Origin of the sequence: Microbacterium paraoxydans (genome assembly GCF_019056515.1) — a bacterium.
In the GTDB taxonomy this organism is placed as follows: domain Bacteria; phylum Actinomycetota; class Actinomycetes; order Actinomycetales; family Microbacteriaceae; genus Microbacterium.
Window position 1 is genome coordinate 3194156 of record NZ_CP064873.1, and the last position, 25881, is coordinate 3220036.

The 25881-nt window shown below is 70.2% G+C and carries 25 protein-coding genes; 8 read left to right on the forward strand and 17 right to left on the reverse strand.

Annotation, left to right across the window (positions count from 1 at the left end; all coding sequences use genetic code 11):
• Positions 1-18: 18 nt before the first annotated feature.
• The 5 genes from IZR02_RS15620 to IZR02_RS15640 form a co-directional block, all read right to left on the reverse strand.
• Complete coding sequence (locus IZR02_RS15620; RefSeq protein ID WP_231729519.1) at positions 19-978, reverse strand: tripartite tricarboxylate transporter substrate binding protein; 960 nt, start codon at positions 976-978, stop codon at positions 19-21.
• Between the two features lie 54 nt (positions 979-1032).
• Positions 1033-1356 carry a class I SAM-dependent methyltransferase gene (locus tag IZR02_RS15625; protein WP_025102658.1) on the reverse strand — a complete coding sequence of 108 codons (324 nt, stop codon included), beginning with the start codon at positions 1354-1356 and terminating at the stop codon, positions 1033-1035.
• Positions 1357-1461: 105 nt separating this feature from the next.
• Complete coding sequence (locus IZR02_RS15630) at positions 1462-2826, reverse strand: extracellular solute-binding protein (protein WP_025102659.1); 1365 nt, start codon at positions 2824-2826, stop codon at positions 1462-1464.
• Positions 2827-2852: 26 nt separating this feature from the next.
• A complete protein-coding gene (locus IZR02_RS15635; RefSeq protein WP_025102660.1) occupies positions 2853-3806 on the reverse strand; it encodes a carbohydrate ABC transporter permease in 954 nt (317 codons plus the stop codon).
• On the reverse strand, positions 3806-4726 hold the full coding sequence (locus tag IZR02_RS15640; protein ID WP_025102661.1) for a carbohydrate ABC transporter permease: 921 nt from the start codon (positions 4724-4726) through the stop codon (positions 3806-3808). The genes IZR02_RS15635 and IZR02_RS15640 overlap by 1 nt, the downstream gene beginning before the upstream one ends.
• A gap of 198 nt (positions 4727-4924) precedes the next feature.
• Here IZR02_RS15640 and IZR02_RS15645 point away from each other — a divergent pair, with 198 nt between their 5' ends.
• From IZR02_RS15645 to IZR02_RS15660, 4 genes are read left to right on the forward strand one after another with little or no spacing between them, the layout of a single operon-like run.
• Positions 4925-6079, forward strand: a complete 1155-nt coding sequence (locus tag IZR02_RS15645; protein WP_025102662.1) for a PP2C family protein-serine/threonine phosphatase — start codon at positions 4925-4927, stop codon at positions 6077-6079.
• Positions 6076-8040, forward strand: coding sequence for a glycosyltransferase family 2 protein (locus IZR02_RS15650; RefSeq protein ID WP_025102663.1), 1965 nt, complete (start codon positions 6076-6078; stop codon positions 8038-8040). Before IZR02_RS15645 ends, IZR02_RS15650 begins: the two co-directional genes overlap by 4 nt.
• Positions 8024-8356: an STAS domain-containing protein gene (locus tag IZR02_RS15655; RefSeq protein ID WP_025102664.1), complete on the forward strand. Its 333-nt coding sequence runs from the start codon at positions 8024-8026 to the stop codon at positions 8354-8356. The genes IZR02_RS15650 and IZR02_RS15655 overlap by 17 nt, the downstream gene beginning before the upstream one ends.
• The gene (locus IZR02_RS15660; protein WP_217316529.1) at positions 8346-8777 is read left to right on the forward strand and encodes an ATP-binding protein; all 432 of its coding nucleotides are present in this window, start codon (positions 8346-8348) and stop codon (positions 8775-8777) included. The genes IZR02_RS15655 and IZR02_RS15660 overlap by 11 nt, the downstream gene beginning before the upstream one ends.
• A gap of 4 nt (positions 8778-8781) precedes the next feature.
• Here the strand turns inward: IZR02_RS15660 and IZR02_RS15665 are convergent, their stop codons facing one another.
• The 6 genes from IZR02_RS15665 to dnaK all read right to left on the reverse strand — a co-directional run bounded on the left by IZR02_RS15665 (position 8782) and on the right by dnaK (position 14066).
• The gene (locus IZR02_RS15665; RefSeq protein ID WP_025102666.1) at positions 8782-9225 is read right to left on the reverse strand and encodes a DoxX family protein; all 444 of its coding nucleotides are present in this window, start codon (positions 9223-9225) and stop codon (positions 8782-8784) included.
• A gap of 126 nt (positions 9226-9351) precedes the next feature.
• Positions 9352-10011 carry a GntR family transcriptional regulator gene (locus tag IZR02_RS15670; RefSeq protein WP_025102667.1) on the reverse strand — a complete coding sequence of 220 codons (660 nt, stop codon included), beginning with the start codon at positions 10009-10011 and terminating at the stop codon, positions 9352-9354.
• A 46-nt stretch (positions 10012-10057) separates the two neighbouring features.
• Positions 10058-10471: a heat shock protein transcriptional repressor HspR gene (locus IZR02_RS15675; RefSeq protein ID WP_029989135.1), complete on the reverse strand. Its 414-nt coding sequence runs from the start codon at positions 10469-10471 to the stop codon at positions 10058-10060.
• A gap of 94 nt (positions 10472-10565) precedes the next feature.
• Positions 10566-11549, reverse strand: a complete 984-nt coding sequence (locus IZR02_RS15680; protein WP_025102669.1) for a DnaJ C-terminal domain-containing protein — start codon at positions 11547-11549, stop codon at positions 10566-10568.
• Positions 11550-11556: 7 nt separating this feature from the next.
• Complete coding sequence (gene grpE / locus IZR02_RS15685) at positions 11557-12201, reverse strand: nucleotide exchange factor GrpE (protein WP_025102670.1); 645 nt, start codon at positions 12199-12201, stop codon at positions 11557-11559.
• Between the two features lie 2 nt (positions 12202-12203).
• Positions 12204-14066: a molecular chaperone DnaK gene (gene dnaK, locus IZR02_RS15690; RefSeq protein WP_025102671.1), complete on the reverse strand. Its 1863-nt coding sequence runs from the start codon at positions 14064-14066 to the stop codon at positions 12204-12206.
• A gap of 212 nt (positions 14067-14278) precedes the next feature.
• Between dnaK and IZR02_RS15695 the strand changes: the two genes are divergently transcribed.
• A complete protein-coding gene (locus IZR02_RS15695; RefSeq protein WP_025102672.1) occupies positions 14279-15082 on the forward strand; it encodes a MerR family transcriptional regulator in 804 nt (267 codons plus the stop codon).
• A gap of 31 nt (positions 15083-15113) precedes the next feature.
• Here IZR02_RS15695 and IZR02_RS15700 read toward each other — a convergent pair whose 3' ends face one another.
• Positions 15114-15575 (reverse strand): DUF3817 domain-containing protein, encoded by a 462-nt coding sequence (locus IZR02_RS15700; RefSeq protein WP_025102673.1) that lies wholly within the window; start codon positions 15573-15575, stop codon positions 15114-15116.
• Positions 15576-15686: 111 nt separating this feature from the next.
• Between IZR02_RS15700 and IZR02_RS15705 the strand changes: the two genes are divergently transcribed.
• The gene (locus tag IZR02_RS15705; protein ID WP_231729520.1) at positions 15687-16625 is read left to right on the forward strand and encodes a helix-turn-helix domain-containing protein; all 939 of its coding nucleotides are present in this window, start codon (positions 15687-15689) and stop codon (positions 16623-16625) included.
• Between the two features lie 127 nt (positions 16626-16752).
• On the opposite strand, the gene IZR02_RS15710 is transcribed toward IZR02_RS15705, so the two are convergent.
• Positions 16753-17949 (reverse strand): MFS transporter, encoded by a 1197-nt coding sequence (locus IZR02_RS15710; RefSeq protein ID WP_025102675.1) that lies wholly within the window; start codon positions 17947-17949, stop codon positions 16753-16755.
• A gap of 249 nt (positions 17950-18198) precedes the next feature.
• Between IZR02_RS15710 and IZR02_RS15715 the strand changes: the two genes are divergently transcribed.
• On the forward strand, positions 18199-19071 hold the full coding sequence (locus tag IZR02_RS15715) for a serine protein kinase RIO (RefSeq protein WP_025102676.1): 873 nt from the start codon (positions 18199-18201) through the stop codon (positions 19069-19071).
• Positions 19072-19080: 9 nt separating this feature from the next.
• On the opposite strand, the gene speB is transcribed toward IZR02_RS15715, so the two are convergent.
• The 4 genes from speB to IZR02_RS15735 are packed head-to-tail and all read right to left on the reverse strand — an operon-like array spanning position 19081 to position 24741.
• Complete coding sequence (gene speB, locus IZR02_RS15720) at positions 19081-20028, reverse strand: agmatinase (protein ID WP_025102677.1); 948 nt, start codon at positions 20026-20028, stop codon at positions 19081-19083.
• A 32-nt stretch (positions 20029-20060) separates the two neighbouring features.
• Entirely contained in the window at positions 20061-21677 is a 1617-nt protein-coding gene (locus tag IZR02_RS15725; RefSeq protein ID WP_025102678.1) for a thiamine pyrophosphate-binding protein, read from the reverse strand.
• A 10-nt stretch (positions 21678-21687) separates the two neighbouring features.
• On the reverse strand, positions 21688-23355 hold the full coding sequence (locus IZR02_RS15730; RefSeq protein ID WP_025102679.1) for an amidohydrolase: 1668 nt from the start codon (positions 23353-23355) through the stop codon (positions 21688-21690).
• Positions 23356-23397: 42 nt separating this feature from the next.
• On the reverse strand, positions 23398-24741 hold the full coding sequence (locus tag IZR02_RS15735; RefSeq protein ID WP_025102680.1) for an MFS transporter: 1344 nt from the start codon (positions 24739-24741) through the stop codon (positions 23398-23400).
• A gap of 218 nt (positions 24742-24959) precedes the next feature.
• Here IZR02_RS15735 and IZR02_RS15740 point away from each other — a divergent pair, with 218 nt between their 5' ends.
• Positions 24960-25856 carry an Lrp/AsnC family transcriptional regulator gene (locus IZR02_RS15740; protein ID WP_025102681.1) on the forward strand — a complete coding sequence of 299 codons (897 nt, stop codon included), beginning with the start codon at positions 24960-24962 and terminating at the stop codon, positions 25854-25856.
• Positions 25857-25881 lie beyond the last annotated feature (25 nt).

Consider the following 25881-nt stretch of genomic DNA (forward strand, 5'->3'; position numbering starts at 1 on the left):
CGACCCCACCGGGGGTGTTCAGCCCAGGAGGTCCTGGAACAGGGCGAACTGGTCGTCGACGAACCCGGTCCACTCCGCGGAGTCGCGGTAGACCACGAGGTTGCCGGCGTCCGCCTGGAACTTCTGGTAGCTCTCGGACTCCACAGCCTCCTTGACGGCGGCCTCGAGGGCGTCGTGCACGTCGTCGGGCAGGCCGGCCGGTGCGTAGATGCCGCCCCAGCCGCCGAAGACGACCTCTTCGCCGATGGCCTCCTCGACCGTCTCGACGTCCTCCGCGTCCGGGTGACGCTCGTCGTTCATGACCGCGAGGATGCGGACGGCCTCGCCCTGCGCGAGGGCCTCGCCGAGTCCGGAGACGGCGGCGACGGTCTCACCGGACGCGGCGGCCGCGACCGCCGTGGCGCCACCGTCGTAGGGGACGGGGGTGAAGTCGGCGTCCGTGGCCTTGCCGAGACCGAGGGTGGCGGCCTCCCAGATCGAGCCGGCGCCGGAGTTCGCGACCGTGACCGCGCCGGACTTCGCCTGGGTGACGAGGTCGTCGAGGGTCTCGATGCCGCTGTTGGCACCCACCGTGATGACGCCGGGGGCGAGCATGATCTGTCCGAGCAGGTCGAAGTCGTCGGGCAGCACGTCGGCGCTCTGGGTCGTGTTGAGCATCGCGATCTCGACCGGGGCGAACCCGATGACGTAGCCGTCCGGATCCTGCGAGCCGACGTACTCCATCGCGAGCGCTCCCGCGGCGCCGGGCATGTTCTCCGGGATCACGCTGACGCCGAGGATCTTCTCGAGCTCGGTGGCGAGCGCGCGGGACGACAGGTCGGAGCCGCCACCGGGGTTGGCCTGGATGATCAACCGGATGTCGTCCTCGGGATAGGTCGAGGCGGCCCCCTCGCTCTCGTCGACCTTCGTGCAGGCCGACAGCACCAGAGCGGTGGCGGCGAGGGCGGCGAAGGCAGCGGCCGCCCGAGTGATGCGCATGCGGGGCATCTTTGCTCCTCTACGTGGGTCGACCGTGTTGTCGACACCGCGAGGCTACCAGTGTTGACTGTTAACAGTCAACACTGGCGCGTCGCCCACGCGGGCGTCCACACCTCGCTCCGCCGCACTCCGGACATGACCCCGCACCGGGTCGACGAGGGTGACCCGATGTCCGCGGTCGAGGAGCGAACGCGCATGGACGCCCGCCCCGCCTCCGACATCGATCACGCGACCCTCGGCGAGGTGCTCCGCGATCAGCTCCTGGATGCGCTGGTGCTCCAGCGGCCCCTGCGCCGACCGGGTCGTCAACCGCACCGATTCGTCGAACTGCTCCTCGTAGTAGTCGCGGATCCGCTCGTCGAGCTCACGCTGGTCCATGGTCGGCCTCCGATCGGTAGGCCTCCATCATCCACGCCCGCCTGCGCGAAGGACGGCGCCAGGCGGGGATGCCCGCCTGGCGCCGTGCCTCCGCGTCTGGCCGGGCTAGCCGGCCGTGGCGTTCTCGTACGCCCGCATCGCGGCCTCCTGCGCTTCCTTCAACGCGTCCTCGGGCGACTTGTCCCCGAGCAGCGCCGCCGTGATGGCGTTGTTGAGCTCGTTCTGGATCTCCTGGCCCGCCGGGGAGGAGCCGAACGACTGCCCGTAGTCCACCACGTCGTAGTAGGTGGAGATGACCTGGTCGAAGCCGGCGTTGCCGCTGTCGGTGACGAAGGTCTCACGGATGGACTGGTCGGCGGACGGCGACCCGGTGAACAGCCCGGTGTTGATCCCCCCGTCGGTCTTCAGGGTCTCGGCACGCGCCTCACCCGCCGCATTCCACGCGTCGTCGGAGGTGAGGTTGACCATCCACGCGCACGCCGCCGCGGGGTTCTCCGCGCCGGCCGGGATCACGAACGCGGTGCCGGAGGCGACCGAGAACGGCTCCCCGTCGGCGTTCCGGAACGGCACGGCCTCGAGGTCGATCTGGTCGGCGTAGGGGCTCAGCACGTTCGGGTACCACTGCGCGTTCACCTGCGCCCCGACCTGCTGCGCGACGAACTGGTTCTGGTCGCCGAAGGCGTCGAACGAGTCGGTGAAGCTTTTGACGGCCGCGAAGCCGCCCTGCGCGTCGGTGATCTGCTTGAGCATCTCGATGCCGGCCACGTTGCTGGGGTCGTCCAGGGTCGGCGCCCCCTTGTCGTCGTTGAGCTGGCCGCCCATGCCGAGGATCCACAGCCCGGCCTGACCGGTCGCGACCGGGTCGAAACCGAGCCGCGTGGGCACACCGCCGGACTCCTGGTACATCTTCTCGATCGCGCCGAGCAGCACGTCGGGCTTCGAGGTGTCGATCTCGTCCGCCGTCACCCCCGCCTCGTCGAGCACGGCCTTGTTCAGCAGGATCGCCGGCGGCTGGTAGAACTGCGGCACCGCCCACACCGCGTCGTCGTAGGTGACGTCGTCGACGACGAAGGGGTACCAGTGGTCGCGCGGCGAGACGTCCTGGGCCGCGAAGCACTCGTCGAGCGGCATGATGAGGTCCTGCGCGGCATACGTGGTCACGTACCGGCGATCCATCTGCACCACGTCGGGCACGTCGCCGCTCGCGATGCGGGTGGTGAACTTCTGCGCGTCGAAGGCCGTCGCGTCGAGGTCGACCTCGACGTCCTTCAGCTGCTCGGCGGCGTAGTCCATGCGCGAGGTGCCGACGTCGTCGGCGTTCTCGAAGCCCCACGCCTTCAGCGTGCCGCTCGGCTCCGCCCCGAAGTCGGCGTCGGCCGCCTGGTCGTCTCCCCCTCCCCCGCCGCACCCGGCGAGGACGAGGACGGATGCCGCGGCGACCGCGGTGATTCCCAGCATGCGTGTGCGCATGACTGCTCCTTTCGATCTGTGGTTCGTCATCCCTTTCGCCCCTGGGTCGCGACGCCCTCGATGAAGGCGCGCTGCCCGAAGGCGAAGAGGATGAGCATCGGGAGGGTCACCAGGAGGGAGGCGACCATGACGTACTGGTAGTCGCCGTGACCGCCCGCGGTGGGGCTGTACTTGGTCATGGCGTACGCGATGCCGAGCGGCGCGGTGAACTCGTCCACCGATCCGGCGTTGAGGTAGATGAGGGCGGCCTGCAGGTTGTTCCAACTGGCCTGGAACTCGAACAGGAACACGATGACGAACGACGGGATCGACAGCGGCATCGCGATCCGCCAGAACAGTCCCCAGGCGCTGGCCCCGTCGAGCCGCGCCGCCTCGAACAGCTCCCGCGGCAGGCCGAGGAAGAACTGACGCTGCAGGAAGATGTAGAAGGCCGAGCCGAAGAGGTTCATGCCCCACAGCGGCACCCAGGTGCCGAGGAGTCCGGTCTCCTTCCAAATGAGGTAGATCGGGATCATCGTCACCGCGCCGGGAAGCATCATCGTCGCGAGCACGAGGCCGAACAGCAGGCCGCGCCCCGGGAAGCGGAAGTAGGCGAACCCGAACGCCACGATCGAGCTGGAGATCGCGACGGCACCGGCGGCGAGCAGCGCGATGGCGATGCTGTTGCCCATCCAGTTCAGCAGCGGGAGCTGATTCCACACCTCGACGTAGTTCTCCGGCACGAACGTCTTCGGGATGAGGGCGTTGTCGAATACCTCGCCCCGGGGCTTGAAGCTCGCCGCGATGAGCCACGCGAACGGGTACAGGAACAGCAGCGCGAACAGCACGAGGATGATGTTCAGCACGATCCGGGCGGCGAGGCTCTTCGGCTGCCGCAGCCGACGACGCCAGCGCGAGCGGGTGGCGACGGTGGTCGTGAACGTGCCCGGGGCCTTCTCGGGCTCCGCCTCGACGGGGACCTGACGCAGGGTCTGGGACATCAGCGGTCTCCCTCGTAGTAGACGAAGCGGTTGCCGACCTTCACCTGGATGAGCGTGATGATCATGATGATGACGAAGAGCAGCCATGCCATCGCCGCCGCGAAGCCGAAGTTGAACTGCCGGAACGCCTGCTGGAACAGGTAGATCGCGTAGAAGAGGGACGCCTCCGGTGACGAGTTGCTCTGATCCCGCCAGAACAGCAGGTACGCCTGGTCGAAGATCTGGAACGCGGCGATCGAGAGCACGATGACGTTGAAGAACATCGCCCCCGAGATCATCGGGAGGGTGATCGAGAAGAACTTCCTGATCGGTCCCGCCCCGTCGAGCGAGGCCACCTCGTACAGCTCGACGGGCACGTTCTTCAGCGCCGCGAGGAAGATCACCATGGTCCCCGCGACGGTCCACAGCGTCATGATCACGATGCTCGGCTTGACCCACGCGGGGTCGACGAGCCACTGCGGCCCCTGGATGCCGAACACCCGGAGGAACTGGTTGATCGCCCCGGAGTTGCCGTTCAGGAGGAGGAAGAACACGGCGGCGGTCGCGACGGCCGGCGTCATCTTCGGCAGGTAGTAGAGCACGCGGAACGCTCCCGCACCCCGCCCGACGCGGTTGAGCAGCAGGGCGAGGATCAGCGCGAACACGATCTCCAGCGGCACCGCCATCACCACATAGAACAGCGTGTTCGCGAGCGAGACGCCCACCCGCGGATCCTCGAAGAGGTTGGCGTAGTTGTCGATGCCGACCGGGCGGGCGCTGTTCGTGGCGAGGTTGTAGCTGCTGAACGAGATGTACAGGCTGTAGACCATCGCGCCGGCCGTGAAGATGAGGAATCCGAGGAGCCAGGGGGAGATGAACAGATAGCCGGCGAGGGCCTCTCGGCGGTTGTACCGGTCCCGCTGGCGGGTCTTGAGCGGCATCCACCTGCCTCCTTTCCGAGGACGCGCAGACACGGCGCTCCGTCCTGGCGCGATGCTAGGTCCGGAGAAGCGGTTCTCCGCGGGGCTTGCGCAGAACCGTTTCCTGTGGTTCGCCTGAATGCCGCGTGGACGCCCTGGTGCCCCGGCTGCGGTTCCTCCCTAGGATGAGGGGAATAAACACGGAGGAGGGCCGGGGGAATGTTCGACGAGCGACGGCGACAGGCAGCGCTCGAGGAACTGGGGATCCTTGACACACCACCCGATGAGCGGGTGGATCGGGTGGCACGACTGGCGAAGGAGATGTTCGGCGTGCCGATGGTCAGCGTCTCGCTGATCGACCGCGACCGGCAGTGGCGCAAATCGCAGATCGGCCTCGGGGGGAACGAGGCACCGCGCCAGGACTCGTTCTGCGACTACACCGTGTCGCAGGACCGGACGGTGGTGGTGGAGGACGCGAGCACGACCGACCTCTTCGCCGAGAACCCGTTCGTGACCGGCGATCCGCACCTCCGCTTCTATGCGGCCCATCCGCTGCACGCGCCGGGCGGCGAGCCGGTGGGGACGCTGTGCGTGCTCGACACGGAGCCGCACACCTTCACCGACGCCCAGCAGGATCTCCTGCGCGACCTCGCGTTCTGGGTGCAGACGGAGCTGGCACAGGACGCCGACGTCGACCACGCCGCCGTGGTGCAGCGGGCTCTGCGCCCGCGGGTGCACCCGGAGATCGACGGGTACACGATCGCCGCCGGCGCCGCCCCACGGGGAACGCTCGCCGGGGACTACTACGACTTCTCACGCCACGGGGAGGCCCTGCGCGTGACCCTGGCCGACGCGATGGGCAAGGGCACGGGACCGGCGCTGGTCGCGGCCACGGTGCGCGCCTCCCTGCGGACGGCGCCGGAGCGCTCGCTGTCCGACGCCGTGATCGAGGTGGACCGCCTGCTCGAGGACGATCTCGCGGACACGTCGATGTTCGTCACGGCCGTCGTCGCCGAGCTGCAGCCGGAGACGGGAGACCTCGAGGTCATCGACGCCGGTCACAGCCTCGCTTTCGTCGTCCGGGCGGACGGGTCGTGGACGCCGCTGCGTTCCACGAACCTGCCCCTCGGCATGGGCATGGGCCTCGTCGACCCCCGGGTTCCGGTGACCACCCGCCTGGAACCGGGCGATGCCTTCATCTGCTGCAGCGATGGACTCCTCGACGTGCTCGATCCAGACGACCCGTTCGGCCACGTCGAGCGCGTCCTCGCAGAGATGGGCCCCGGCGGTGCTGTCGGCGAGGCTCTGCGTCTCGCGAACGACGAGCGCGCCACCGACGACATCACCGTCGTGGTCGTGCGGAGGGACGCGTGACCGCCCGGTTCGCGACCATCCGCGTCCTCGCCCTGCTGTCGGTCCTGCTCGGCGTGAACTACGTCGCATGGCGGTGGCTGGAGTCGGTGAACTGGTCGGCCTGGTGGATCGCGGTGCCGCTCGTGATCGCCGAGACCTACAGCCTCATCGACACGTTCCTCTTCTGTCTCACGATGTGGCGCGCGAAGGAGCGCCCGGCACCGGTATCGCCGCCGCAGGGCACCGTCGACGTGTTCATCACGACCTACGACGAGCCGATCGAGCTCGTCATGACGACGGCCAGGGCGGCGAAGCGGATCGCCTATCCGCACTCCACCTGGATCCTCGACGACGGCTCCCGCCCCGAACTCGAGGCCGAGGCCAGGGCCGCGGGCGTCGGCTATCTCACCCGCTCCGAGGACTGGACGGGCAAGCCCCGGCACGCCAAGGCCGGCAACCTCAACAGCGCGCTCTTCCAGACCGACGGCGAGTTCCTCCTCATCCTCGACGCCGACCAGGTGCCCGACCCGCTGATCCTGCACCGCACACTCGGCTACTTCGCCGATGATCCCGAAGTCGCCCTCGTGCAGACGCCGCAGTGGTTCGTGAACGTCGACGAGGCCGACCCGCTCGGCAGCCAGGCGCCGCTGTTCTACGGGCCGATCCAGCAGGGGAAGGACGGCTGGAACGCGGCCTTCTTCTGCGGCTCGAACGCCGTGCTCCGCCGCGAGGCGCTCATGCAGCTCGGCATCGTGGGTTACGTGCGGAACGTGACCGACTCCGCCGCGCGGGCGCTCAAGACCTCCGAGGCGCTGATCGCTCGCGAGGCCGAGGCCGCCACCGACCCCGCGCTCGGCACCGAACTCGGGGCGCTCCGCATCGCGATCGCCCGCGGGCGGAAGGAGCTCGCCGGCGGCGACTCCGTCGCCGAGGTCGCCGCGCGCGTGGGGGAAGCTGTCGACAACGCCTCCCGGATCCTCGTGGCGCACGACCTCGAGGGCATCCGCGCCGACCTCGCCGTGATCGAGTCCCTGCCGGTGCAGCACGACGCCGAACTCGGGCAGGTGATCGTGGACGAGGCAGGGCTCGACGCTCTGGCCGCCTCGGACCTCTCCCCCCTCACCGCCGTCGAGGCGGTCCGCGGACTGCTCGACGCGCTCCGCCTCGACCGGGCCGATGAGGCCCAGCCGATCCTCCCCCTCGCCACGATCTCGGTGACGGAGGACATGGCGACCGCGATGCAGCTGCACGCCCTCGGTTGGAAGAGCGTCTACCACCACGAGATCCTGGCGCACGGCCTCGCCCCGGAAGACCTCAGGACGATGCTCACGCAGCGGCTGCGGTGGGCTCAGGGGACGCTGCAGGTGATGCTGCGCGACAACCCCCTGGCCAAGCGCGGACTCTCGGTGGGGCAGCGCCTCATGTACTTCGCGACGATGTGGAGCTACCTCTCCGGCTTCGCCGCGATCGTCTACCTCGCCGCCCCGGTGATCTATCTCGTGTTCGGGGTGCTTCCCGTCACCGCCTGGTCGGTCGACTTCTTCGTGCGGTTCCTGCCGTACTTCCTCGTCAACCAGGCGCTGTTCCTCGTGGTCGCGAAGGGGGTGAAGACCTGGCGAGGTCAGCAGTACTCGCTCGCGCTGTTCCCCGTGTGGATCCGCGCGTGCTGGACGGCCTTCGCCAACGTCGTGCTCGGCCGGCCGCTGTCCTTCGCCGTGACCAGGAAGGACGGCCGGGATCCGCGCGGCGTCCCCTGGCGCGAGATCTGGCCGCAGCTCACCGCCATGGTCGTACTCGTAGTCGCCCTCGTCATCGGGGTCGCCCGGGTCATCGTCGGCACGGGCGACGGCACCGGCACCCTCGTCAACACGGCCTGGGTCCTGTACGACCTGGTCGTCCTCAGCGTCATCATCCAGGCGGCGCGCTATCGCGGTCCCGCCGCGCAGGTCCTCGAGAAGGAGTCGAATGAACGTCAGCACTGACACCAGGGACGGGTACGCCGTCGTCGCGATCACGGGGCGCCTGACCGCCTCGGGCGCGCCGTTGCTGCGCAACGCGGTGAGCGACCTCGTCGCCGCCGGGCAGCCGCGCATCGCGATCGACCTCAGCGGCACCGAGTTCGTCGACTCCTCGGGCCTCGGCGCCCTGGTGGGCGGCCTCAAGAGCGCCCGGGTGGCCGGCGGCGATCTGCGCATCGCCGCCGTCCCCGAGGCCGTGCGCACCGTCCTCCACCTCACCAACCTGGATCGCGTGCTCCGCGACTACCCGACGCCGGAATCGGCGTTCGATGGACGCTGACATCCGGGCCTTCCACATCGACGGGCCCGCCGGGCTCGCCCTCGTCGACCGCGCCCTCGACGAGCTCGACCGGCTCTGGACTCAGGCTCCGGAGGTACCGGCGCAGGACCAGGTGCTGTTCACCCTGGCGCTGAGCGAGGTCACGACCAACGTCGCGCAGCACAACGAGCACGCGGACGTCGTCCTGAGCATCGACGTCCGCGTGACGGCGGAGGAGCTGCGCGCCTACATCCGCGACACCGCCCCGCCGGCACCGATCGACTGGGACGCGGTGTCGATGCCGGGCGAGGAGGCGGAGAGCGGACGCGGCCTCGCGCTGTCGCAGGCGGCGCTCGACGAGTTCACCCACACGGTCACCGATCTCGTCAACACATGGGTCCTCGTCCGCCGCGTGGATCCGGCGCGCGAGGCGGGCGGCTGACCCGTCAGGCGAGCCAGGCCGGTGCTCGTCCGCGGAGTGCCGCGGCGTCGATGGAGTAGCGGCCCGCCCCCGTGAGCGCGAGCGCCAGAGCCGCCACACCGAGCACGGCGACGAACTCGTAGCCACCGGCCGTCACCCACAGGCCCGCGGGCAGGTGCACGAGCACGAGGGCCACCAGCATGTCGACGGCGAGGAGGATGCCGACCGGACGCGTCAGCAGTCCGAGGATCAGCAGGATCCCGCCGATGAGCTCGAGGAAGGCGACGACGGGCGCGGCGATCTCGGCGAGCGGGACCCCCATGCCGGCGAAGCTGCCGATGGTCCCGGGGATCGTGAACTCGAAGATCTTCTGGGCGCCGTGGGCGGCGAAGATCGCGCCGACGACGATGCGCAGGACGAGGAGTCCGAGCGACGAGGCGGAGGAGGCGGAGGCTGTGGTGTTCGTCATGAGGAGGTTCTTCCTTCGTGGCAGGACACCCGCGCGGGCGCGGACCAGGGCTCTTGCCCTGGCCCCCACGGTAGGAACCGTTCTTTTCCGTCCGCTGAACGCCTGGAGTTCGCGGACGGGGCGGCCTCAGCGGGAGCCGACCTCGTGGAGCATCCGCTCCCGGGCGCCGTCGAGGTGAGCCGAGAGGACCGCGGCGGCGTCCTCCGGAGCTCCCGTGCGCATGACGTCGAGCAGCTTCACGTGATCGTCCGACGACTCGTGCAGGTCCTCGTCGTGGTTGATCGTGACCTCGAGCAGCGCCGTGAACGTGGGGAGGTACTGGTTCCAGGCGCCCTCCAGCCGCGGGTGATCGGCGAGGGCGTAGATCTGGGAGTGGAAGTCGAGGTCGGCTGTGACGAAGGCGGCATGGTCACCCGCGTCCGCGGCCTCGGCCATGCGCTGGACGGCGTCGGCCATCGGCTGCCACCGGTCGTCGTCGTCGACCCGCATCGCGCGCGACAGGGCGAGCTGCTCCAATGCGCCTCGGAGGCTGTAGAGCTGGTCGACGTCGTCGCTCGTGAGGCCCACGATGTAGACGCCGCGCGGGCGCTGCACCTCGACGAGCTTCTCGAAGCTGAGCTGGGTGAGGGCATCGCGCACGGGACCGCGGCTGACGGCGAACTCCTCGGCGAGGGCCTCTTCGGTGAGCCGGGCCCCCGGAGCGAGCTCCCCTCGGACGATGCGCTGGCGCAGCACGCGCGCGACCTGCGCTCCGAGCGACTCCCCGCGCGTGACGGTCTGCGTCATGGTGACCTCCTGTTAACAGTTGACAGGATACACACCGGGTGCGCGGTCAGGCTCCGGAGCGCGGACTCCAGAGCACGAGCTCGGTCGAGCGGCGGATGCGGCGGCCGGTCGGCATGGGCACGACCCCCGCGGATCCGGCGGCGAACACCCGCACGCCGGGACGGCTCTCGCGCTCGGCGCGGAGGGCGCCCTCCAGCGCGACGACACGGTCGCGCAGCATCCGGTTCTCGTCCTCCAGGTCGAGGAGCCGGGCGATCGCGGGGAGACTGACCCCTTCGGAGGAGAGCTGGGCGACCTCGCGCAGCTGCTCGATGTTGCGGTGAGAATAACGACGGGAGCCGCCGGGCGTCCGTCCCGGCACCACGAGGCCGATCCGGTCGTACTGACGGAGGGTCTGGGGGTGCAGGCCGGAGAGCTTGGCGGCTGCGGCGATCGCGAAGACCGGGGTGTCCGCGTCCATCACGCCTTCCTTCCTGATTTCACGTCAGGCCGTCGCGCCGGGTCAGGCAACTCCCTTCCGGAAGCGCCTGACCCGACGCGAAAGCCTGTGCTCGTCAACGGCGGGCTTTCGCCATGAGCTCGGCCCGCGGGTTCTCCTGCGGCTCCAGCTCCTGGAACCGCTCGAGAGCCTCGCGCGCGGCGTCGTCGAGGTGCGTGGGCACCGCGACCTGGAGCTCGGCGAGCAGGTCACCGGTCCCCTTCGCGGTCGCGACACCCCGACCCTTGACGCGGAGCACGCGGCCCGACGGAGTTCCGGGGGCCACACGCAGCTTCACCACGTCGCCGCCGAGCGTCGGGACCTCGATGGTCGCGCCCAGCGTCGCCTCGGTGAAGGTCACGGGGACCACCACGCGGAGGTTGAGGCCGTCCCGCGTGAAGACCGGGTGCGGACGCACCGTGATCTGCACCACGATGTCTCCGCTCTCCCCGCCGTCCGGCGAGGGGCGACCACGGCCGCGCAGCCGGATCTTCTGCCCGTCGGCGACGCCCGCGGGGATCTTCACCTTGAACGGCTTGCCGTCTTCTCCCTGCAGGGTGATGGTCTCGCCCTGCACGGCGGTGCTGAAGTCCAGCGTGGTGCGGGCCGTGACGTCGGCGCCGCGCTGCGGACCACCGAAGCCCCGGAAGCCGCCGCTCGGCTGCCCGAACCGGCCACCGCCGAACGAGCTGCCCTGGCCCTGGTTGAACATCGCGAAGATGTCCTCGAAGTCGGCGGTCTGGCCGCGCCCCTGCTGTCCGAACCGGCTGAAGACGTCTTCGAACCCGCCGGCGCCCGAGCCGCTCGCCGTGAAGCGAGCGCCCGAACCCATGGCGCGGATCTCGTCGTACTCCTTGCGCTGCTCGGCGTCGGAGAGCACCGAGTACGCCTCGCTGATCTCCTTGAACTTGGCCTCGGCCTTCGCATCGCCCTGATTGGAGTCGGGGTGATACTTGCGCGCGAGCTTGCGGTACGTCTTCTTCAGGTCAGCGTCGCTGACGTCCTTCGAGACCCCGAGGGTCTTGTAGAAGTCCTTGTCGAACCAATCCTGGCTGGCCATCGATCACCTACTCCGCAGGGACGGCGACGACGACCTTCGCAGGACGCAGCTCGACCTCGCCGAGGCGGTAGCCCACCTCGACGACCTCGAGCACCGTGGTCTTCGAGGTGCCGGGGGTCGGCTGCTGGAAGATCGCCTCGTGACGCTGGGGGTCGAACTCCTCACCCTGCTCGCCGTAGGCGACCACGCCGAGGCGCTCCACGACCGCGCGCACCTTCTCGGCGATCACGGCGAAGGGGCTGCCCTCGACCAGATCGCCGTGCTGCTCGGCGCGGGCCAGGTCGTCGAGCACGGGGATGAGGCCCTTGGCGGCCTCCCCCTTCGCGCGCTCGATCTCGATCTGGCGCTGCTCCTCCGTACGGCGGCGGTAGTTCGCGTACTCCGCCTGCAGGCGCTTGAGGTCGGTCAGCAGGGCGTTCTCGGCGTCGGCGATCGCGGCGTCGCCCGCGGCGGCATCCGCCGTCTGCGCGGCACCGAGGATGTCCTCGACCGTCAGCCCTTCCTCCGCCTCGGCAGCCGCGTCGACCGGGGTCTCGTCCGAGCCCTCGGCGGCCTTCGCCTCGCGGGAGTCCTGGTTCTGCGGCACGGGGCCGGATGCCTGAGCATCCGACCCCTCCGGAACCTCGTTCTCGTCGAAGTTCTTGTCCGTCATGATTACTTCTTCTCGTCCTCGTCGTCGACGACCTCGGCGTCGATGACGTCCTCGTCGGAGGAGGGGGCGTCACCGGTCGGGGTCTCGCCCTCGGCCGAAGCGCCGGCGGCGTCCGCCTGCGAGGAGGCGTAGATCGCCTCGCCGAGCTTCGACTGGGACTGGTTGAGCTTCTCGAACGCGGTCTTCACAGCCTCGTCGTCGTCGCCGGCCAGTGCCGTCTTGAGCGCATCGACGTCGGCCTTGACCTCGGTCTTCACGTCCTCGGGGAGCTTGTCCTCGTTCTCGGAGATGAGCTTCTCGATGGAGTAGGCGAGGGTCTCGGCCTGGTTGCGGGTCTCCGCAGCCTCACGACGCGCCTTGTCCTCGGCGGCGTGCTCCTCGGCCTCGCGCACCATGCGCTCGATGTCCTCCTTCGACAGCGACGAACCGCCGGAGATGACGATCGACTTCTCGGTGCCGGTGCCCTTGTCCTTCGCGGACACGTGCACGATGCCGTTGGCGTCGATGTCGAACGTGACCTCGATCTGCGGGATACCGCGAGGAGCCGGCGCGATGCCGGTGAGCTCGAACGTGCCGAGCGGCTTGTTGTCGCGCGTGAAGTCACGCTCGCCCTGGAAGACCTGGATCGCGACGGACGGCTGGTTGTCGTCGGCCGTGGTGAAGGTCTCGCTCCGCTTGGTCGGGATGGCCGTGTTGCGCTCGATGAGCTTGGTCATCATGCCGCCCTTGGTCTCGATGCCGAGGGAGAGCGGGGTGACGTCGATGAGCAGGACGTCCTTGCGCTCGCCCTTGAGGACACCGGCCTGCAGCGCGGCGCCGACGGCGACGACCTCGTCCGGGTTCACACCCTTGTTGGCTTCCTTGCCGGTCTCGCGCTTGACGAGCTCGGCGACGGCGGGCATACGGGTCGAACCACCCACGAGGACGATGTGGTCGATGTCGGAGACCTTGATGCCGGCCTCGCGGATGACGTCCTCGAACGGCTTCTTGGTGCGGTCGAGCAGGTCCTTCGTGAGGTCCTCGAACTTCGCACGGGTCACGGTCTCGGAGAGCGAGACGGGGCCCGAGTCGGTCAGCGACAGGTACGGGAGGTTGATGCTCGTGGACGTGGAGCTGGAGAGCTCCTTCTTCGCCTGCTCCGCGGCCTCCTTGAGGCGCTGCAGGGCGATCTTGTCACCCGAGACGTCGACGCCCGTGGTCTCCTTGAACTGCTTGATCAGGTAGTCGACGAGACGCTGGTCCCAGTCGTCTCCACCGAGACGGTTGTCACCGGCGGTGGCGCGCACCTGGATCGTGGAGAAGTCGTCGTCCTTGCCCACCTCGAGGAGGGAGACGTCGAACGTTCCGCCACCGAGGTCGAAGACGAGGATGAGCTCGTCCTCCTTGCCCTTGTCGAGGCCGTAGGCCAGGGCGGCCGCGGTCGGCTCGTTGATGATGCGGAGCACGTTGAGGCCCGCGATCTCACCGGCCTCCTTGGTGGCCTGACGCTCGGCGTCGTTGAAGTACGCCGGAACCGTGATGACGGCGTCGGTCACGGTGTCGCCGAGGTAGGACTCGGCGTCGCGCTTGAGCTTCTGGAGGATGCGCGCGGAGATCTCCTGCGGCGTCCACTTCTTGCCGTCGACGTCGAAGCTCCAGTCGGTGCCCATGTGGCGCTTGACCGAGGCGATCGTCCGGTCGACGTTGGTGACGGCCTGGCGCTTCGCGGTCTCGCCGACGAGCACCTCCCCGTCCTTGGTGAAGGCGACGACCGAAGGGGTCGTGCGGAAGCCCTCGGCGTTGGCGATGACCTTGGGCTCGCCACCCTCGAGGACGCTGACGACGGAGTTGGTGGTTCCGAGGTCGATACCGACAGCACGTGCCATGTGTTCTCTCCTTTGTTGGGAAGTCTGTAGTGGTCTGGAAACCTGCGGCGATCAGGGAAACCTGAGTCGCGATGGCTCAAGTGTACGCCGGGGCCGAAACGCTGTCAAATGAACTTGATATGAACAGGCTCAAGTTTTTCCCGCCGGGCGGTCAGATGTCCGCGAGCCGCCATGCTTGACTCTCACACGGTGTCAGACGGGAGAACAGAGACATGTTGTCCATCGGAGCGTTCGCGCAGATCGGCCAGGTGACCCACCGGATGCTCCGGCACTGGGACACGGCCGGGCTGCTCGTCCCCGCCCACGTGGACGAGTTCACCGGCTACCGGTCGTACGACCCGTCGCAGCTCGAGCGCCTGCACCGGATCGTCGCCCTGCGTCAGCTCGGCTTCGGCCTCGACGACATCTCGGCGATCCTCGCCCAGGGCGTCGACGCCGACCGGATCGCGGCACTCCTGCGCATCCGGCGCGCCGAGGTGGAGCAGGAGCACCGGCTCGCCGCGGCGCGACTCGTCGATGTGGAGCGGCGCCTCCACCTCATCGAGAAGGAGAAGCACATGTCGCAGATCGAGATCGTCCAGAAACCCCTCCCCGCCGTGCGCCTGGCGGCCGTGCGCACCGTCGTCGCCGAGCAGCCGGCGGTCGCCGAGGTCGTCGGCCCCTCCTTCGACGCCGTGGCCGAGGTCATCGGAGACGAGTGCGGCGCCCTCACCACCCCGATCGCCCAGTACCGGACGCTGCCGGACGGGATGGAGATCGTCGCCGGATACTCCTACTCCGGCCCCGCCGCCGACGGGATCGAGATCATCGAACTCCCCGCCGAGGAGGACGCCGTCTGCGGGGTGCACCTCGGCTCGATGGAGCGGATCGCGCAGAGCTGGCACGCCATCCACACCGAGGTGGTCGCGCGCGGCCTCGTGCACGCCGGGCCGTGTCGGGAGCTCTACGTCCGCGCCGTCGGGGAGGACCAGTCGGACTGGGTCACGGAACTCCAGCAGCCCGTCGCGCGCCGCTGACGCGGAGGCCGCACAGACGGGGCGGCCGGGGTCACTTGCCCCCGGGAGGGCCGACCAGCAGCAGGATCACGTACAGCGCGACGATGCCCACGACCAGCAGCACCGCGAGCACCCAGGGGCGACGGAGGAACCAGCGCATCAGGCGGTCGTACCAGCGGCGGTCACGCGGGTCGTCGGTGGCGTCGAGTCGCCAGTCGCCCCGAAGACGGCCGGTGCGATGCAGCCAGATCTCCATCGGGATGGTGGCGTACGGCACGACGGCGCTGAGGACCGCCAGCACACCGACGCCCGGGTGCCACCGCTGGTTGAGCGCGACGAGGACGGCGGTCGCGGCGTAGGCGAGGAACACGAACCCGTGGATACCGCCGCCGACCGTCACGACGCCACCGGGGGCTCCGACGGCGCGGGCGATGATCGCGGCGATGAGGAGGGTCCAGGTGATCGCCTCCGCGATCGCGAGGACACGGTACAGGCGGCCAGGGGTGCGGAACACGGAACTCCTCGGGTGGGGTACCCCTCCAGCGTATCCCGCTTCGAATCGCCCACTTGGCCCCATCCGGCGCCGAAATGGAGCAAGGTGAGCGATTCGAAGGGGAATAGGGGGATGGCAGCCGACGTTGCCGAAGGCATGGTGACGGTGGACGCGGATGCGCTGTCCGCTGTGCTCGGCACGGTGGACCTGCGGGTGGGGATCGCCCGCCGCGTGCGGCTGACCCCCGGAGGACTCCTCCCGCTGCCGCCTGGCCGGATCACCCTCGTCTACCTCGCCGACGGCGCCGTGCACGGGCATCCGCCTCTGGGCACGGGCTGCCGCCTCGACGTGGACCGTGACTCGCAGCAGCTCACGGTCGAGGAGCCCGGACGCCGCGACCGACTCGTCGCCGGCGACGCCTTCCTCCTGCTCCGCGGCGACACCTTCGCACTGGAGGCCGATGCCGACACCACGCTCCTCGTCGTCGACATCGAGCTCGCGGACACCGCCTCTCCCCTCCCCGCGCTCCTGCCGCCCTTCCTCGCGGTGACCGGGTTCGACGCGCTGGAGCCGGCCGCCGCCGCCCTCGCCGAGAACATGGGCGTGGTCGATGCGCCCGCGTGCCCGGTGCGCCAGGGAGACCCGTTGATCTGTCGGATGATGGCGACCACCGTGCTGCTCTCGGTCATCCGGGCCTGGGCGGCCAACGGCTGTGCGCCCGCGGGGTGGCCCTCGCTGTCGAAGGACCCCTTCCTCGACCGCGTGGTGGACGCCATCCACGAGCAGCCGGGACGGGACTGGACCGTCGAGCGCCTGGCCGCCGTCGGCGCCATGTCGCGCTCGGCCTTCGCGGAGCGGTTCCGCCTGGCCGTGGGCCGCTCCCCCGCCGACTATGTGACCGAGGTGCGGGTCGACGCCGCGAAGCGGATGCTCCAGGCCGGGCAGTCCGTCTCGAGCGTCTCGCGCGAGCTCGGCTACGCCTCGGACGAGGGCTTCAGCCGCGCCTTCCGCCGCCGGACGGGCATGACCCCCTCCTCCTGGCGCGCCTCGCACTCCCTCGTCCCCGCCTGATCCCACGACCTCTTCCCCCGCGCGGGCGGGCATGGCTTCGGAGCCTCAGGGCGACACGCCGGCCCCGAGCCCGAGGGGACGGCGTGTCGTCGGCCTGCTCCGAAGTCGAGCCCGGGCGGGCACGAGGTCAGGGGCGGGAGCTGCGGCGGTTCGAGAGGCCGAACAGCACGGCACCGGCGAGGAGGGAGACCGCACCGATGGTGTAGACGAGCTCGATGCTCAGGGTGTCGACGAGGAGTCCGCCCACACCGGCCGCGAGCGTGATCGCGCCCTGGAACCCGACGACCACGAGGCTCCCCCCGGCCTCCAGGCGGTCCGGCATGCGGTGGCCCACCCAGGTGTTCACGACGATCAGCCACGACGAGAAGAAGAAGCCCCAGAGGAGCACGACCGCGCCGATGCCGATGATCGATCCGGAGAAGAGCACCATCGACAGCACGGCGGCCGAGATCACCAGCGGCGCGAACACCGCGAAGAAGGCGAAGGAGCGGTCGATCACGAGGCCGATGGAGAGGTTGCCGAGGAGGCCTCCGACGCCGAACAGCGCCAGCAGCACGACGATCGTCGAGGCGTCCACGTCCGGGATGCGCTCCAGCGCGAGGCGGACGTAGGTGTAGGCGAGGAAGTGGCCGAGCACGACGAGCACGTGTCCGACCATCCCGAGTCCGATGCCCGGACGCCGCACCGTGTCGACGAGCAGACGCAGGCTCGACGCCCGCTCGGCCGGGACGGTCGGCAGCGCCCATCGCAGGGCCACGGCCAGCACCACCATGAGCACTCCCGCGATCGCGAAGACGGCGCGCCAGTCGACGACCTCGCTCAGCATGACCCCGAGCGGGACGCCGGCGACCGTGGCGAGCGAGACGCCGGCGGAGGTGAACATCACCCCGCGACCGAGGTGCTCCGGCCCCGCGAGCCGCGCGGCGACCGTGATCGACATCGTCCAGTAGGCGCTGATCGCCGCTCCCAGCAGGAACCGCGCCAGCAGCACGACCACGAGGTTCGGCGCGATCGCGACCACGAGGTTCGACACGGCCGCGGCGAGCGCCATCCACACCAGCAGCGACCGACGGTCCAGACGGGGGAACACGAGGCCGACGGTCGGGGCGACGAAGAGCCCGACGAGCGCGGTGACGGTGACGGTCTGCCCGGCCTGGCCGGGGGTCACCCCGAGGCCGTCCGCCATCTCGGTGAGCACTCCGTTGGGGAGGAACTCGGCGGTCACCAGCAGGAAGCCCATCACCATGAGGGCGATGAGTCCGCCGTAGCGGATGCGGTCGACGCGGGTGGTCGGCAGGGTCGGGACGGGGGCGGTCGTGGTCATGCTTCCAGACTCGCAACGGGGGCGGGCGCGCGCCCGACCGGTCGTCCGCCGCATCCGACCGATCGTCCGGCCCTGGACAACCCCCGGGAGACCCCCTAGGCTCGACGACGCACCGGGATCCGCCCGGGAAGCCCGAGCGAAGGAGGCGATGAGATGAACGCTGTCGTCGTCGCGCCTATCGCCGACCACCTTCCCTTCGAGGCCACCCGCTCCTGATCGCCGCGTGGCCTCCCTTCCCGGAGCCACACCGTGAACGAATCCCCCGCTTCCTCGGAAGCCGCGTCCTTCGACGCCACCTCCTTCGACTCCCTCGAGACCGCCCTCTCCTTCGCCGAGGTCGAGCCCGGCGCCAACCAGCGCTGGACGACCTGGCCCTCGTCCACCCCCACCGAGCGAGGGCCGGACCCCCGCCCCGCCTGGGTGGTGACCTCCGCCGGCGCCCTGGACACCGAGCTCGGCATCCTGAAGACCGGCAAGGAGGCCGACGTGTTCCTGCTAGAGCGCGCCGTGCCCGACGACCCGACGCAGCGCACCCTCCTCGCCGCCAAGCGCTACCGCGGCATCGAGAACCGGAGCTTCCAGCGCTCCGCCGTCTACACCGAGGGGCGCAGCACGCGGAACACCCGCGACACGCGCGCCCTCGCCAAGAAGACCGCCCACGGACGGGAGGTCGCCGCAGCCCAGTGGTCGCTCGCGGAGTTCGAGGCCCTGTGCCGGATGTGGGAGCGCGGTGCCCCGGTCCCCTATCCCGTGCAGGTCAGCGGCACCGAGGTGCTCATGGAGTTCCTCGGCGACGACCGGGGCATCGCGGCACCCCGGCTCGCCCAGGTGCGCGGGTCGAACGCCGAGATGCAGGAGTACTTCACGCAGGTGGTCGAACTCATGCGGGTCTTCGCCGCCGCAGGCTTCGCGCACGGCGACCTCTCCGCCTACAACCTCCTCGTGCACGAGGGGCGGGTGCGGGTGATCGACCTGCCGCAGATCGTCGACGTGATCGCGAATCCGCAGGGCCTCGACCTCCTGCACCGCGACTGCGTCAACGTGTGCGACTGGTTCGCACGGCGACGAGTGGAGCGCGACGCCGAGGCCCTGTTCGCGGACCTCCTCGCGACGCTGTTCTGACCCCGGGTGTCAGGAGGCGAGTCGGGCGGCGAGAAGGGTCACCAGCTCGTACACGACGTGGCTCGCGGCGATCCCGGTCATCTGGGCGTGATCGTACGCGGGCGACACCTCCACGACGTCGGCGCCGACGATGTCGCGGTCGCGCAGCGCCCGGAGGATGCGCAGCAGCTCGCGGCTCGTGAGCCCTCCCGCCTCGGGGGTCCCGGTGCCGGGCGCGTGCGCGGGGTCGAGCACGTCGATGTCGATCGAGACGTACAGCGGCTTGTCGCCGATGCGGGTGAGGATGCGGTCGATCGCGGCCTCCACCCCGTGCTCCTCGATGTATTCGCTGGAGACGATGGAGAAGCCGAGGCGCTCGTCGTCCTCGAGGTCCTGCTTCGAGTACAGGGGTCCGCGGGTGCCGACGTGGCAGCTCGCGGTGAGGTCGATCAGCCCCTCCTCGCTCGCGCGGCGGAAGGGGGTGCCGTGCGTGATGGGGGCCCCGAAGTAGGTGTCCCACGTGTCCAGGTGGGCGTCGAAGTGGAGGACCGCGACGGGTCCGTGCTTCGCGGCCACCGCCCGCAGCAGGGGAAGGGCCACGGTGTGGTCGCCGCCGATCGTGACGAGGCGCTGCACCTGCTCACCGAGCGCCAGCGCCGCGCGCTCGACCTCGGTCACGGCCTCGGTGAGGTCGAACGGGTTCACCGGGATGTCCCCCGCATCCACCACCTGGGCGAGCTGGAACGGCGACACGTCCTGTGCGGGGTTGTAGGGCCGGAGCAGCCGGGACGACTCCCGCACATGCGACGGGCCGAAACGGGTGCCGGGGCGGTAGCTCACGCCGGAGTCGAACGGGATGCCGACCACCGCGATGTCGGCGCGCGGCACGTCCTCGATGCGGGGCAGGCGGGCGAAGGTGGCGATGCCGGAGTACCGCGGGTTCACGGAGGCGTCGACGGGGCCGATGTTGTCGGTCATTTCTCGTTCCTGTTCGTCGGGAGGTGTGGGTCTCAGAGGGCGTGCTGCGGGATGTGCACGAGCTGCACCCCGCCGTCGGCGATGGCCGCGCGGATGCTGGGGGCGATGTCGGCGCGCGATGCCGCCCGTCGCCCGGTCGCCCCGAAGGCGGTGGCGAGCGCGGCCCAGTCCGGCTGCACGAGGTCGACGCCGACCGGGGTCATGCCCCGGTCGAGCTCGTTCTGGCGGATCTCCGCGTACCCGCCGTTGTCGACGCACACCACGGTGATATCGAGGCGCTGCTCGACAGCGGTGACGAGCTCGTTCACGCAGAACATCAGAGCGCCGTCGCCGATGACGGTGACGACCGGGCGTTCGGTCTGCGCGACGGCCGCGCCGATCGCGGCGGGGAGGCCATAGCCGAGCGTGGCGTAGGTCGGCGTGTAGAGGAGGGAGTGCGGCTGCTCCTGCCGCAGCACGCTGCCGAGCGCCATGTAGACGATCTGGGAGGAGTCGCCGGCGACGATCGCGTCGGCAGGGAGGGCGTCGGCGATGATCTCGGCCAGCGCGACGGTGTCCGGCGCGGTCTCCCGCGATTCCGCCTCGATCGCGGCTCGCTCGGCCGCGAGGTCCCGGGCGGGACGGGCGGGGTCCGGCAGCAGGGGCAGGAGGGCGTCGGTCACGGCGGCGGCGTCTCCGGTGAGAGCGACCGTCGCGGTGAGGTTCTTGTCCCGCTGCTCCGGAGAGATGTCGACGCGGATCACGGCGCCGCGTGCCTCGAGCCGCGGAGCCCAGAGCTCCGCCTCGCCCAGCTTCGAGCCGACCACGAGCAGCACGTCGGCATCTTCGGCCACAGCCCGTGCGGCGGCGAGGCGCAGGTTCGAGCCGAGCGAGAGCGGGTGCCGTTCGTCGAGCACCGCCTTGCCGTTCAGGGTCGTGAGCACGGGGGCTCCGAGCCGCTCCGCCACCGCGGCGATCTGGTGCGCGGCGTCCACCGCACCCCCACCGGCCACGATCACCGGGCGGCGGGCGGCGGACAGCAGCCGGGCGGCCTCGGCGAGCGCGATCGGATCCCCGGAGACGCGGTCGGGCATCGGGCGCGGCTTCCGGTCCTCCGCGGGCACGGCGGCGGGCGCCTCCAGCACGTCGAGCGGGATCTCGATGTGCACGGGGCGGGGACGGCCGGTGCGGAAGAGGTCGAACGCGTCGTGCGCGGCCTGCACCGCCTCCGCCGCGGTCGACACCCGTCGCGACCACTCCGCGATCGCGCCGACCATGGCCGTCGCGTCCTTCGTCTCGTGCAGCGTGCCCACGTCGGCGAACTCCGCCCCGAGCGGCACGCCGGGCGAGAGCACGATGAGGGGTCGCGACTCGCAGAAGGCCGTGCCGATCGCGCTCATCGCGTTCTGGAGCCCGGGGCCCGAGGTCGTGATCACCACGCCGGGGAGCCCGGTCTGCTGCGCCCACCCGTCGGCACCGTACCCCGACCCCTGCTCGTGGCGGTTGGTCACGGCGCGGATGCCGAGGTCGGCGAGGGGCCGGTAGAACTCCAGGTTGTGCGTGCCGGGGATGCCGAAGACCGCGGTCACCCCGTAGCCGCGGATGGTCTCCAGGACCGCACGGCCTGCGGTGTCGGCGTACCGGTCGTCTCCGGTGGTGTCGGTGCTCATCGTGTCATCCTCACATCGCGTGCCGACGGACGCCGTCGACCCAGGTCTCACGGACCTCGATCGCCGCGATCTCCTCGGCCGGCACCGCGAGCGGGTCGTCCGAGAGCACCGCGAAGTCGGCGTACTTGCCCGGCTCCAGGGAGCCGAGGTCGTCCTCCCGGCCGATCGAGACCGCGCCCTCGATCGTGTGCGCCCGCAACGCCGCGGTCGCGGAGATGCGCAGGTCGTCCGGGCCGAGCGTGTGCCCGCGCCGGGTGACCCGGGTGACCGCGGTCTGGATCGCCTCCAGCGGGATGGGCTCGGCGACCGGGGCGTCCGAGGAGATCGTCATGGGCACGCCCGCACGCTCGAACTCCCCGAGGGGGTTGAAGCGCTCACCGGGCGTGCCGATGGCCTCCTCCACGCCCTCGCCCCAGTTGAAGTAGTGCTGCGTCTGGTTCACGGGACGGATGCCAGCGGCCGCCATCCGCTCGATCTGCCCGGGGGTCGGCAGGCCGCAGTGCTCGATGCGGTGCCGGGCGTCCGCATCCGGACGCTCCGCGAGCGCGGCCTCGATCGCGGACACGACCATCTCGATCGCGGTGGGCGACTGGGCGTGGGTCGCGGTCTGCAGTCCGGCCGCGTGCGCCTTGCGGATGAGCTCCGCGTAGTCGGCGGGCTCGTGGTAGAGCTGGCCGGTGCGGCAGGGGTCGCCGACGTAGCCGTCCGGGAAGTACGCGGTCCAGCCGCCCAGCGTGCCGTCGGCGTAGAACTTGATGCCGGCGAAGCTGAGGTGCGCGTTGCCGAACTGCCCGACGAGCCCCATCTCCAGCGCCTCGTCGAGCAGGTGCGACAGCAGGTACATCGACACGCGCAGCTCCAGCCTCCCGGCCTCGGCGAGCCGCAGGTACATGTCGAACTCGCGGCGCGTGACCTGACAGTCGCCGATGGAGGTGACCCCGCCCGCGAGGAACCGCTGCGTCGCCGCGTCGAGCTGGCGCAGGTGCTCCTCCGGCTCGTCCGCGAGGTGGAAGTTCGGACCGTGGTGGCCGATCTTCACCCCGTGGACGCCGGTGAGGATGTTGCACGCCGCGTCGGACAGTTCGCCGGTGAGCTCGCCGTCGGCGTCGCGGAAGAACTCGCCGCCGTCCGGGTTCGGGGTGTCCCGGTCCACGCCGTTGAGGTCGAGCGTGTACGAGTTCACCACGCCGCCGTGGCCGGAGGCGTTCATGAGGTACACCTCGCGGTCGGCGGCCACCTCGTCGAGCTCGAACCGTGTGGGGTGCCGCTTCTCGGCGAGGTTCCGCTGCTCGTAGCCGTAGCCGCGCACCGGGCGCCCGGCGGGGAGATCCGCCGCGGCGGCCTTCAGCAGCGCCACGATCTCCGGGATGCTCCCCGCCTTCTCCGGACCGCAGTCCACCCAGGTCATCATCTGCCCGAACATCAGCGGATGCGCATGCGCGTCCACGAAGCCGGGCACGACCACCGCCTCGCCCAGATCGACGCGCTCCGGAGTGAGTCCGGCCCGTGCCGCCACGTCCTCGCACTCCGCCGCCGTGCCGAGGGCGACGATGCGCCCCCGGTCGGTCAGCATCGCGGTGACGGTGGTGTCCGCGGGGTCCGCCGTGTGGATGGCTCGCGCGGTGACGAGGACGGGAGCGGCCTGGGCCGAGCGGTCGAAGGGGGTGAGCTTTCTCATGATGCCTGTTCGCGGTGGTGTCGTGCGGGGGAAGGGTGCCGGTCAGGGCAGGCGGTTCGCCGTGGTGTCGGTCCGGGCGGTGAACGACGCCGTGACCGGGGCCTCGTCGGAGTGCTGCGGCGCGAGACGCGTGCAGATCCCGGCGATGACGGCCATGCCCACGAACATCGCGATGACGGACCAGACGCTGCCGGTCCAGGCGATGAGCTGCGTCGCGAACCAGGGCGAGAATCCGGCCCAGATGGCGGCGCCGACGCCGTACGACAGCGCGATCGAGGTGTAGCGCGCCTGCGGACGGAACATCTGGGCGAGGATCGCCGCGATCGGGGCGTAGGTCGCACTCATCGCGATGCGCACGAGCGAGGCGAAGAGGAAGATCAGCGGCTCCACGCGACCCGGCATCAGCAGCAGGAAGGGCGCGAAGGTCAGCACCGAGGTGATCAGGCCGATGTACATCACGTTCTTCCGGCCCCACTTGTCACCGAGCCAGGCGACCGGCAGCGTCACGACGAACTCCACGAAGGAGGCCAGGGTCATCGCGTCGAGGATGACCTGCTCGCTGATCGCGATGGGCTCGCCGGTCGCGTACGCGGTGGCGAAGGTGGTGGCCAGATAGTAGCCGCCGGTGGAGATGGGCAGGATGCCGATGCCGAGGAGGATCGGCTTCCAGTTGACGCGGAGGGCGAAGGCGAGCGGCATGGACTGCTTCCGGCCCTCGATCTTCTCCTCGAAGACCGGCGACTCCTCGACGCGATACCGGACCCACAGACCGACGCCGATCAGCACGATCGACAGCAGGAACGGGATGCGCCAGCCGCCGTCGATGATGAACGTGTCGCCGCCGCGAGCCATGATCGCGAAGATGCCGGAGGCGAGGAGGGCGCCGGCCGGGTTGCCGAGCTGGGTGAAGCCGCCGTAGAACGTCTTCGACTTCTCGGGAGCGTGCTCCACGCTCATGAGCACCGCGCCGCCCCATTCGCCGCCGACCGCGAGGCCCTGGATGGCGCGGAGCAGGATGAGGAGGATGGGGGCGAGGATGCCGATGTTCTCGTAGGTCGGCAGGCAGCCGACGAGGACGGTCGCGGCCCCCATCAGCAGCAGCGTGATGACGAGCGAGACCCGCCGACCGAGCTTGTCGCCGATGTGGCCGAAGACGATGCCGCCGAGGGGGCGGACGAGGAAGGCGACCGCGAACGTCGCGAACGCGGCGGCGGTCTCGGCCAGGGGGTCGTCGCTCGGGAAGAACAGCGGGCCGAAGACGAGGGCGGCGGCCGTGGCGTAGACGTAGAAGTCGTACCACTCGATGGTGGTGCCGACGAAGGCGGCGATGCCGGCGCGGCGTGCGCGGCTGTGGACGCCGCTTCGGGGGGTGGGGGTAGTGGTCATGGACCCGCTCCTTCGCGGATGGTGTCGGATAGCGAAGGATGCTACGGACGTGCAGCATCGGGAGCAAGGGCAGAACTCCAGCGATACGCGTCATTCACTGGATTTGTGTGAGACGCATCGCGCACTCCGGGCCTTCCGCTCGGTCGAACCGCGCTCTACGCTGAGGTTCTGCGGGGACGAGCGTGCACTGCGGGGAAATCGACGGAATCGGACGGCACATGGACTTCGACGCGGAACTCATCCGGGCGCTGCAGGAGGACGGCCGCGCCAGCATCCTCTCCCTCGCCGAGCGCGTCGGCCAGTCCCGCGCCGTCGTGGCGGCTCGTCTGCGCACGCTGCTCAGCGACCGCACGGTGCGGGTGGTCGCGGCCGTCGACCCCGTGTTCCTCGGGCAGCACGTGCTCGCCCATGTGTCGATCCGGACCGACGGCGCCGTCGAGGTGGTCGCCGAGCACCTGCGCGACATGTCCGAGACCGTGCTGGTGTCGGCGGTCGGCGGCGCCCACGACATCGTGACGGAGGTGCGGGTGGGCTCGATGTCGGAGCTGCACGACCTGCTCGCGCGCATCCGCGGGAGCGCCGGGGTGCTCGACATCAACACGATCATCTACTCGACCGTGATCAAGGGGTTCTTCGTCTCGGAGTACCACGGCGGCGTGACCCTCGACGGCATCGACGAGGCCCTCATCGAGCACCTGCAGTCCGACGGGCGGATGAGCTTCCGTGCCCTCGGCGAGCAGGTGCGGCTCTCCCCCAGCGCGGTCGCCACCCGGGTGCAGCGGCTCATCGACGCCGGTGTCATCAAGATCAGCGCCGTGGAGGCCCGAGGGCTCGCACATCGGCAGCTCTCGATGGGCGTGGGCATGACGCTCGGAGACGACGACGAGGCCGTGATCGACGAGCTGCGGCGGGGGCGCGGCGTCGACTTCGCGGCCCGGACCCTCGGGCGGTTCGATGCCGTCGCGACCCTCGTGGAGCCCTCCGCCGGAGCCCTGTATGCGAGTCTCGAGCGGCTGCGCGCGCTTCCCGGAGTGACCCGGATCGAGGCGTGGCTGCATCTCGCGGTGCTCAAGGAGGACTACGCCCGCACCCTCCGCCCCCTCCGCACCGACTGACCCCCCGTCCCCCCGTCCCGCCCCC

Bases quoted from the DNA above. Each gene is read 5' to 3' on its own strand.
- IZR02_RS15660 (WP_217316529.1), top strand. From the start codon at position 8,346: ATGGACGCTGACATCCGGGCCTTCCACATCGACGGGCCCGCCGGGCTC.
- IZR02_RS15645 (WP_025102662.1), top strand. From the start codon at position 4,925: ATGTTCGACGAGCGACGGCGACAGGCAGCGCTCGAGGAACTGGGGATC.
- IZR02_RS15670 (WP_025102667.1), bottom strand. From the start codon at position 10,011: ATGACGCAGACCGTCACGCGCGGGGAGTCGCTCGGAGCGCAGGTCGCG.
- IZR02_RS15695 (WP_025102672.1), top strand. From the start codon at position 14,279: ATGTTGTCCATCGGAGCGTTCGCGCAGATCGGCCAGGTGACCCACCGG.
- IZR02_RS15705 (WP_231729520.1), top strand. From the start codon at position 15,687: ATGGCAGCCGACGTTGCCGAAGGCATGGTGACGGTGGACGCGGATGCG.
- IZR02_RS15640 (WP_025102661.1), bottom strand. From the start codon at position 4,726: ATGCCGCTCAAGACCCGCCAGCGGGACCGGTACAACCGCCGAGAGGCC.
- dnaK (WP_025102671.1), bottom strand. From the start codon at position 14,066: ATGGCACGTGCTGTCGGTATCGACCTCGGAACCACCAACTCCGTCGTC.
- grpE (WP_025102670.1), bottom strand. From the start codon at position 12,201: ATGACGGACAAGAACTTCGACGAGAACGAGGTTCCGGAGGGGTCGGAT.
- IZR02_RS15680 (WP_025102669.1), bottom strand. From the start codon at position 11,549: ATGGCCAGCCAGGATTGGTTCGACAAGGACTTCTACAAGACCCTCGGG.
- speB (WP_025102677.1), bottom strand. From the start codon at position 20,028: ATGACCGACAACATCGGCCCCGTCGACGCCTCCGTGAACCCGCGGTAC.
- IZR02_RS15655 (WP_025102664.1), top strand. From the start codon at position 8,024: ATGAACGTCAGCACTGACACCAGGGACGGGTACGCCGTCGTCGCGATC.
- IZR02_RS15620 (WP_231729519.1), bottom strand. From the start codon at position 978: ATGCGCATCACTCGGGCGGCCGCTGCCTTCGCCGCCCTCGCCGCCACC.
- IZR02_RS15735 (WP_025102680.1), bottom strand. From the start codon at position 24,741: ATGACCACTACCCCCACCCCCCGAAGCGGCGTCCACAGCCGCGCACGC.
- IZR02_RS15665 (WP_025102666.1), bottom strand. From the start codon at position 9,225: ATGACGAACACCACAGCCTCCGCCTCCTCCGCCTCGTCGCTCGGACTC.
- IZR02_RS15675 (WP_029989135.1), bottom strand. From the start codon at position 10,471: ATGGACGCGGACACCCCGGTCTTCGCGATCGCCGCAGCCGCCAAGCTC.
- IZR02_RS15635 (WP_025102660.1), bottom strand. From the start codon at position 3,806: ATGTCCCAGACCCTGCGTCAGGTCCCCGTCGAGGCGGAGCCCGAGAAG.
- IZR02_RS15710 (WP_025102675.1), bottom strand. From the start codon at position 17,949: ATGACCACGACCGCCCCCGTCCCGACCCTGCCGACCACCCGCGTCGAC.
- IZR02_RS15625 (WP_025102658.1), bottom strand. From the start codon at position 1,356: ATGGACCAGCGTGAGCTCGACGAGCGGATCCGCGACTACTACGAGGAG.
- IZR02_RS15725 (WP_025102678.1), bottom strand. From the start codon at position 21,677: ATGAGCACCGACACCACCGGAGACGACCGGTACGCCGACACCGCAGGC.
- IZR02_RS15740 (WP_025102681.1), top strand. From the start codon at position 24,960: ATGGACTTCGACGCGGAACTCATCCGGGCGCTGCAGGAGGACGGCCGC.
- IZR02_RS15630 (WP_025102659.1), bottom strand. From the start codon at position 2,826: ATGCGCACACGCATGCTGGGAATCACCGCGGTCGCCGCGGCATCCGTC.
- IZR02_RS15730 (WP_025102679.1), bottom strand. From the start codon at position 23,355: ATGAGAAAGCTCACCCCCTTCGACCGCTCGGCCCAGGCCGCTCCCGTC.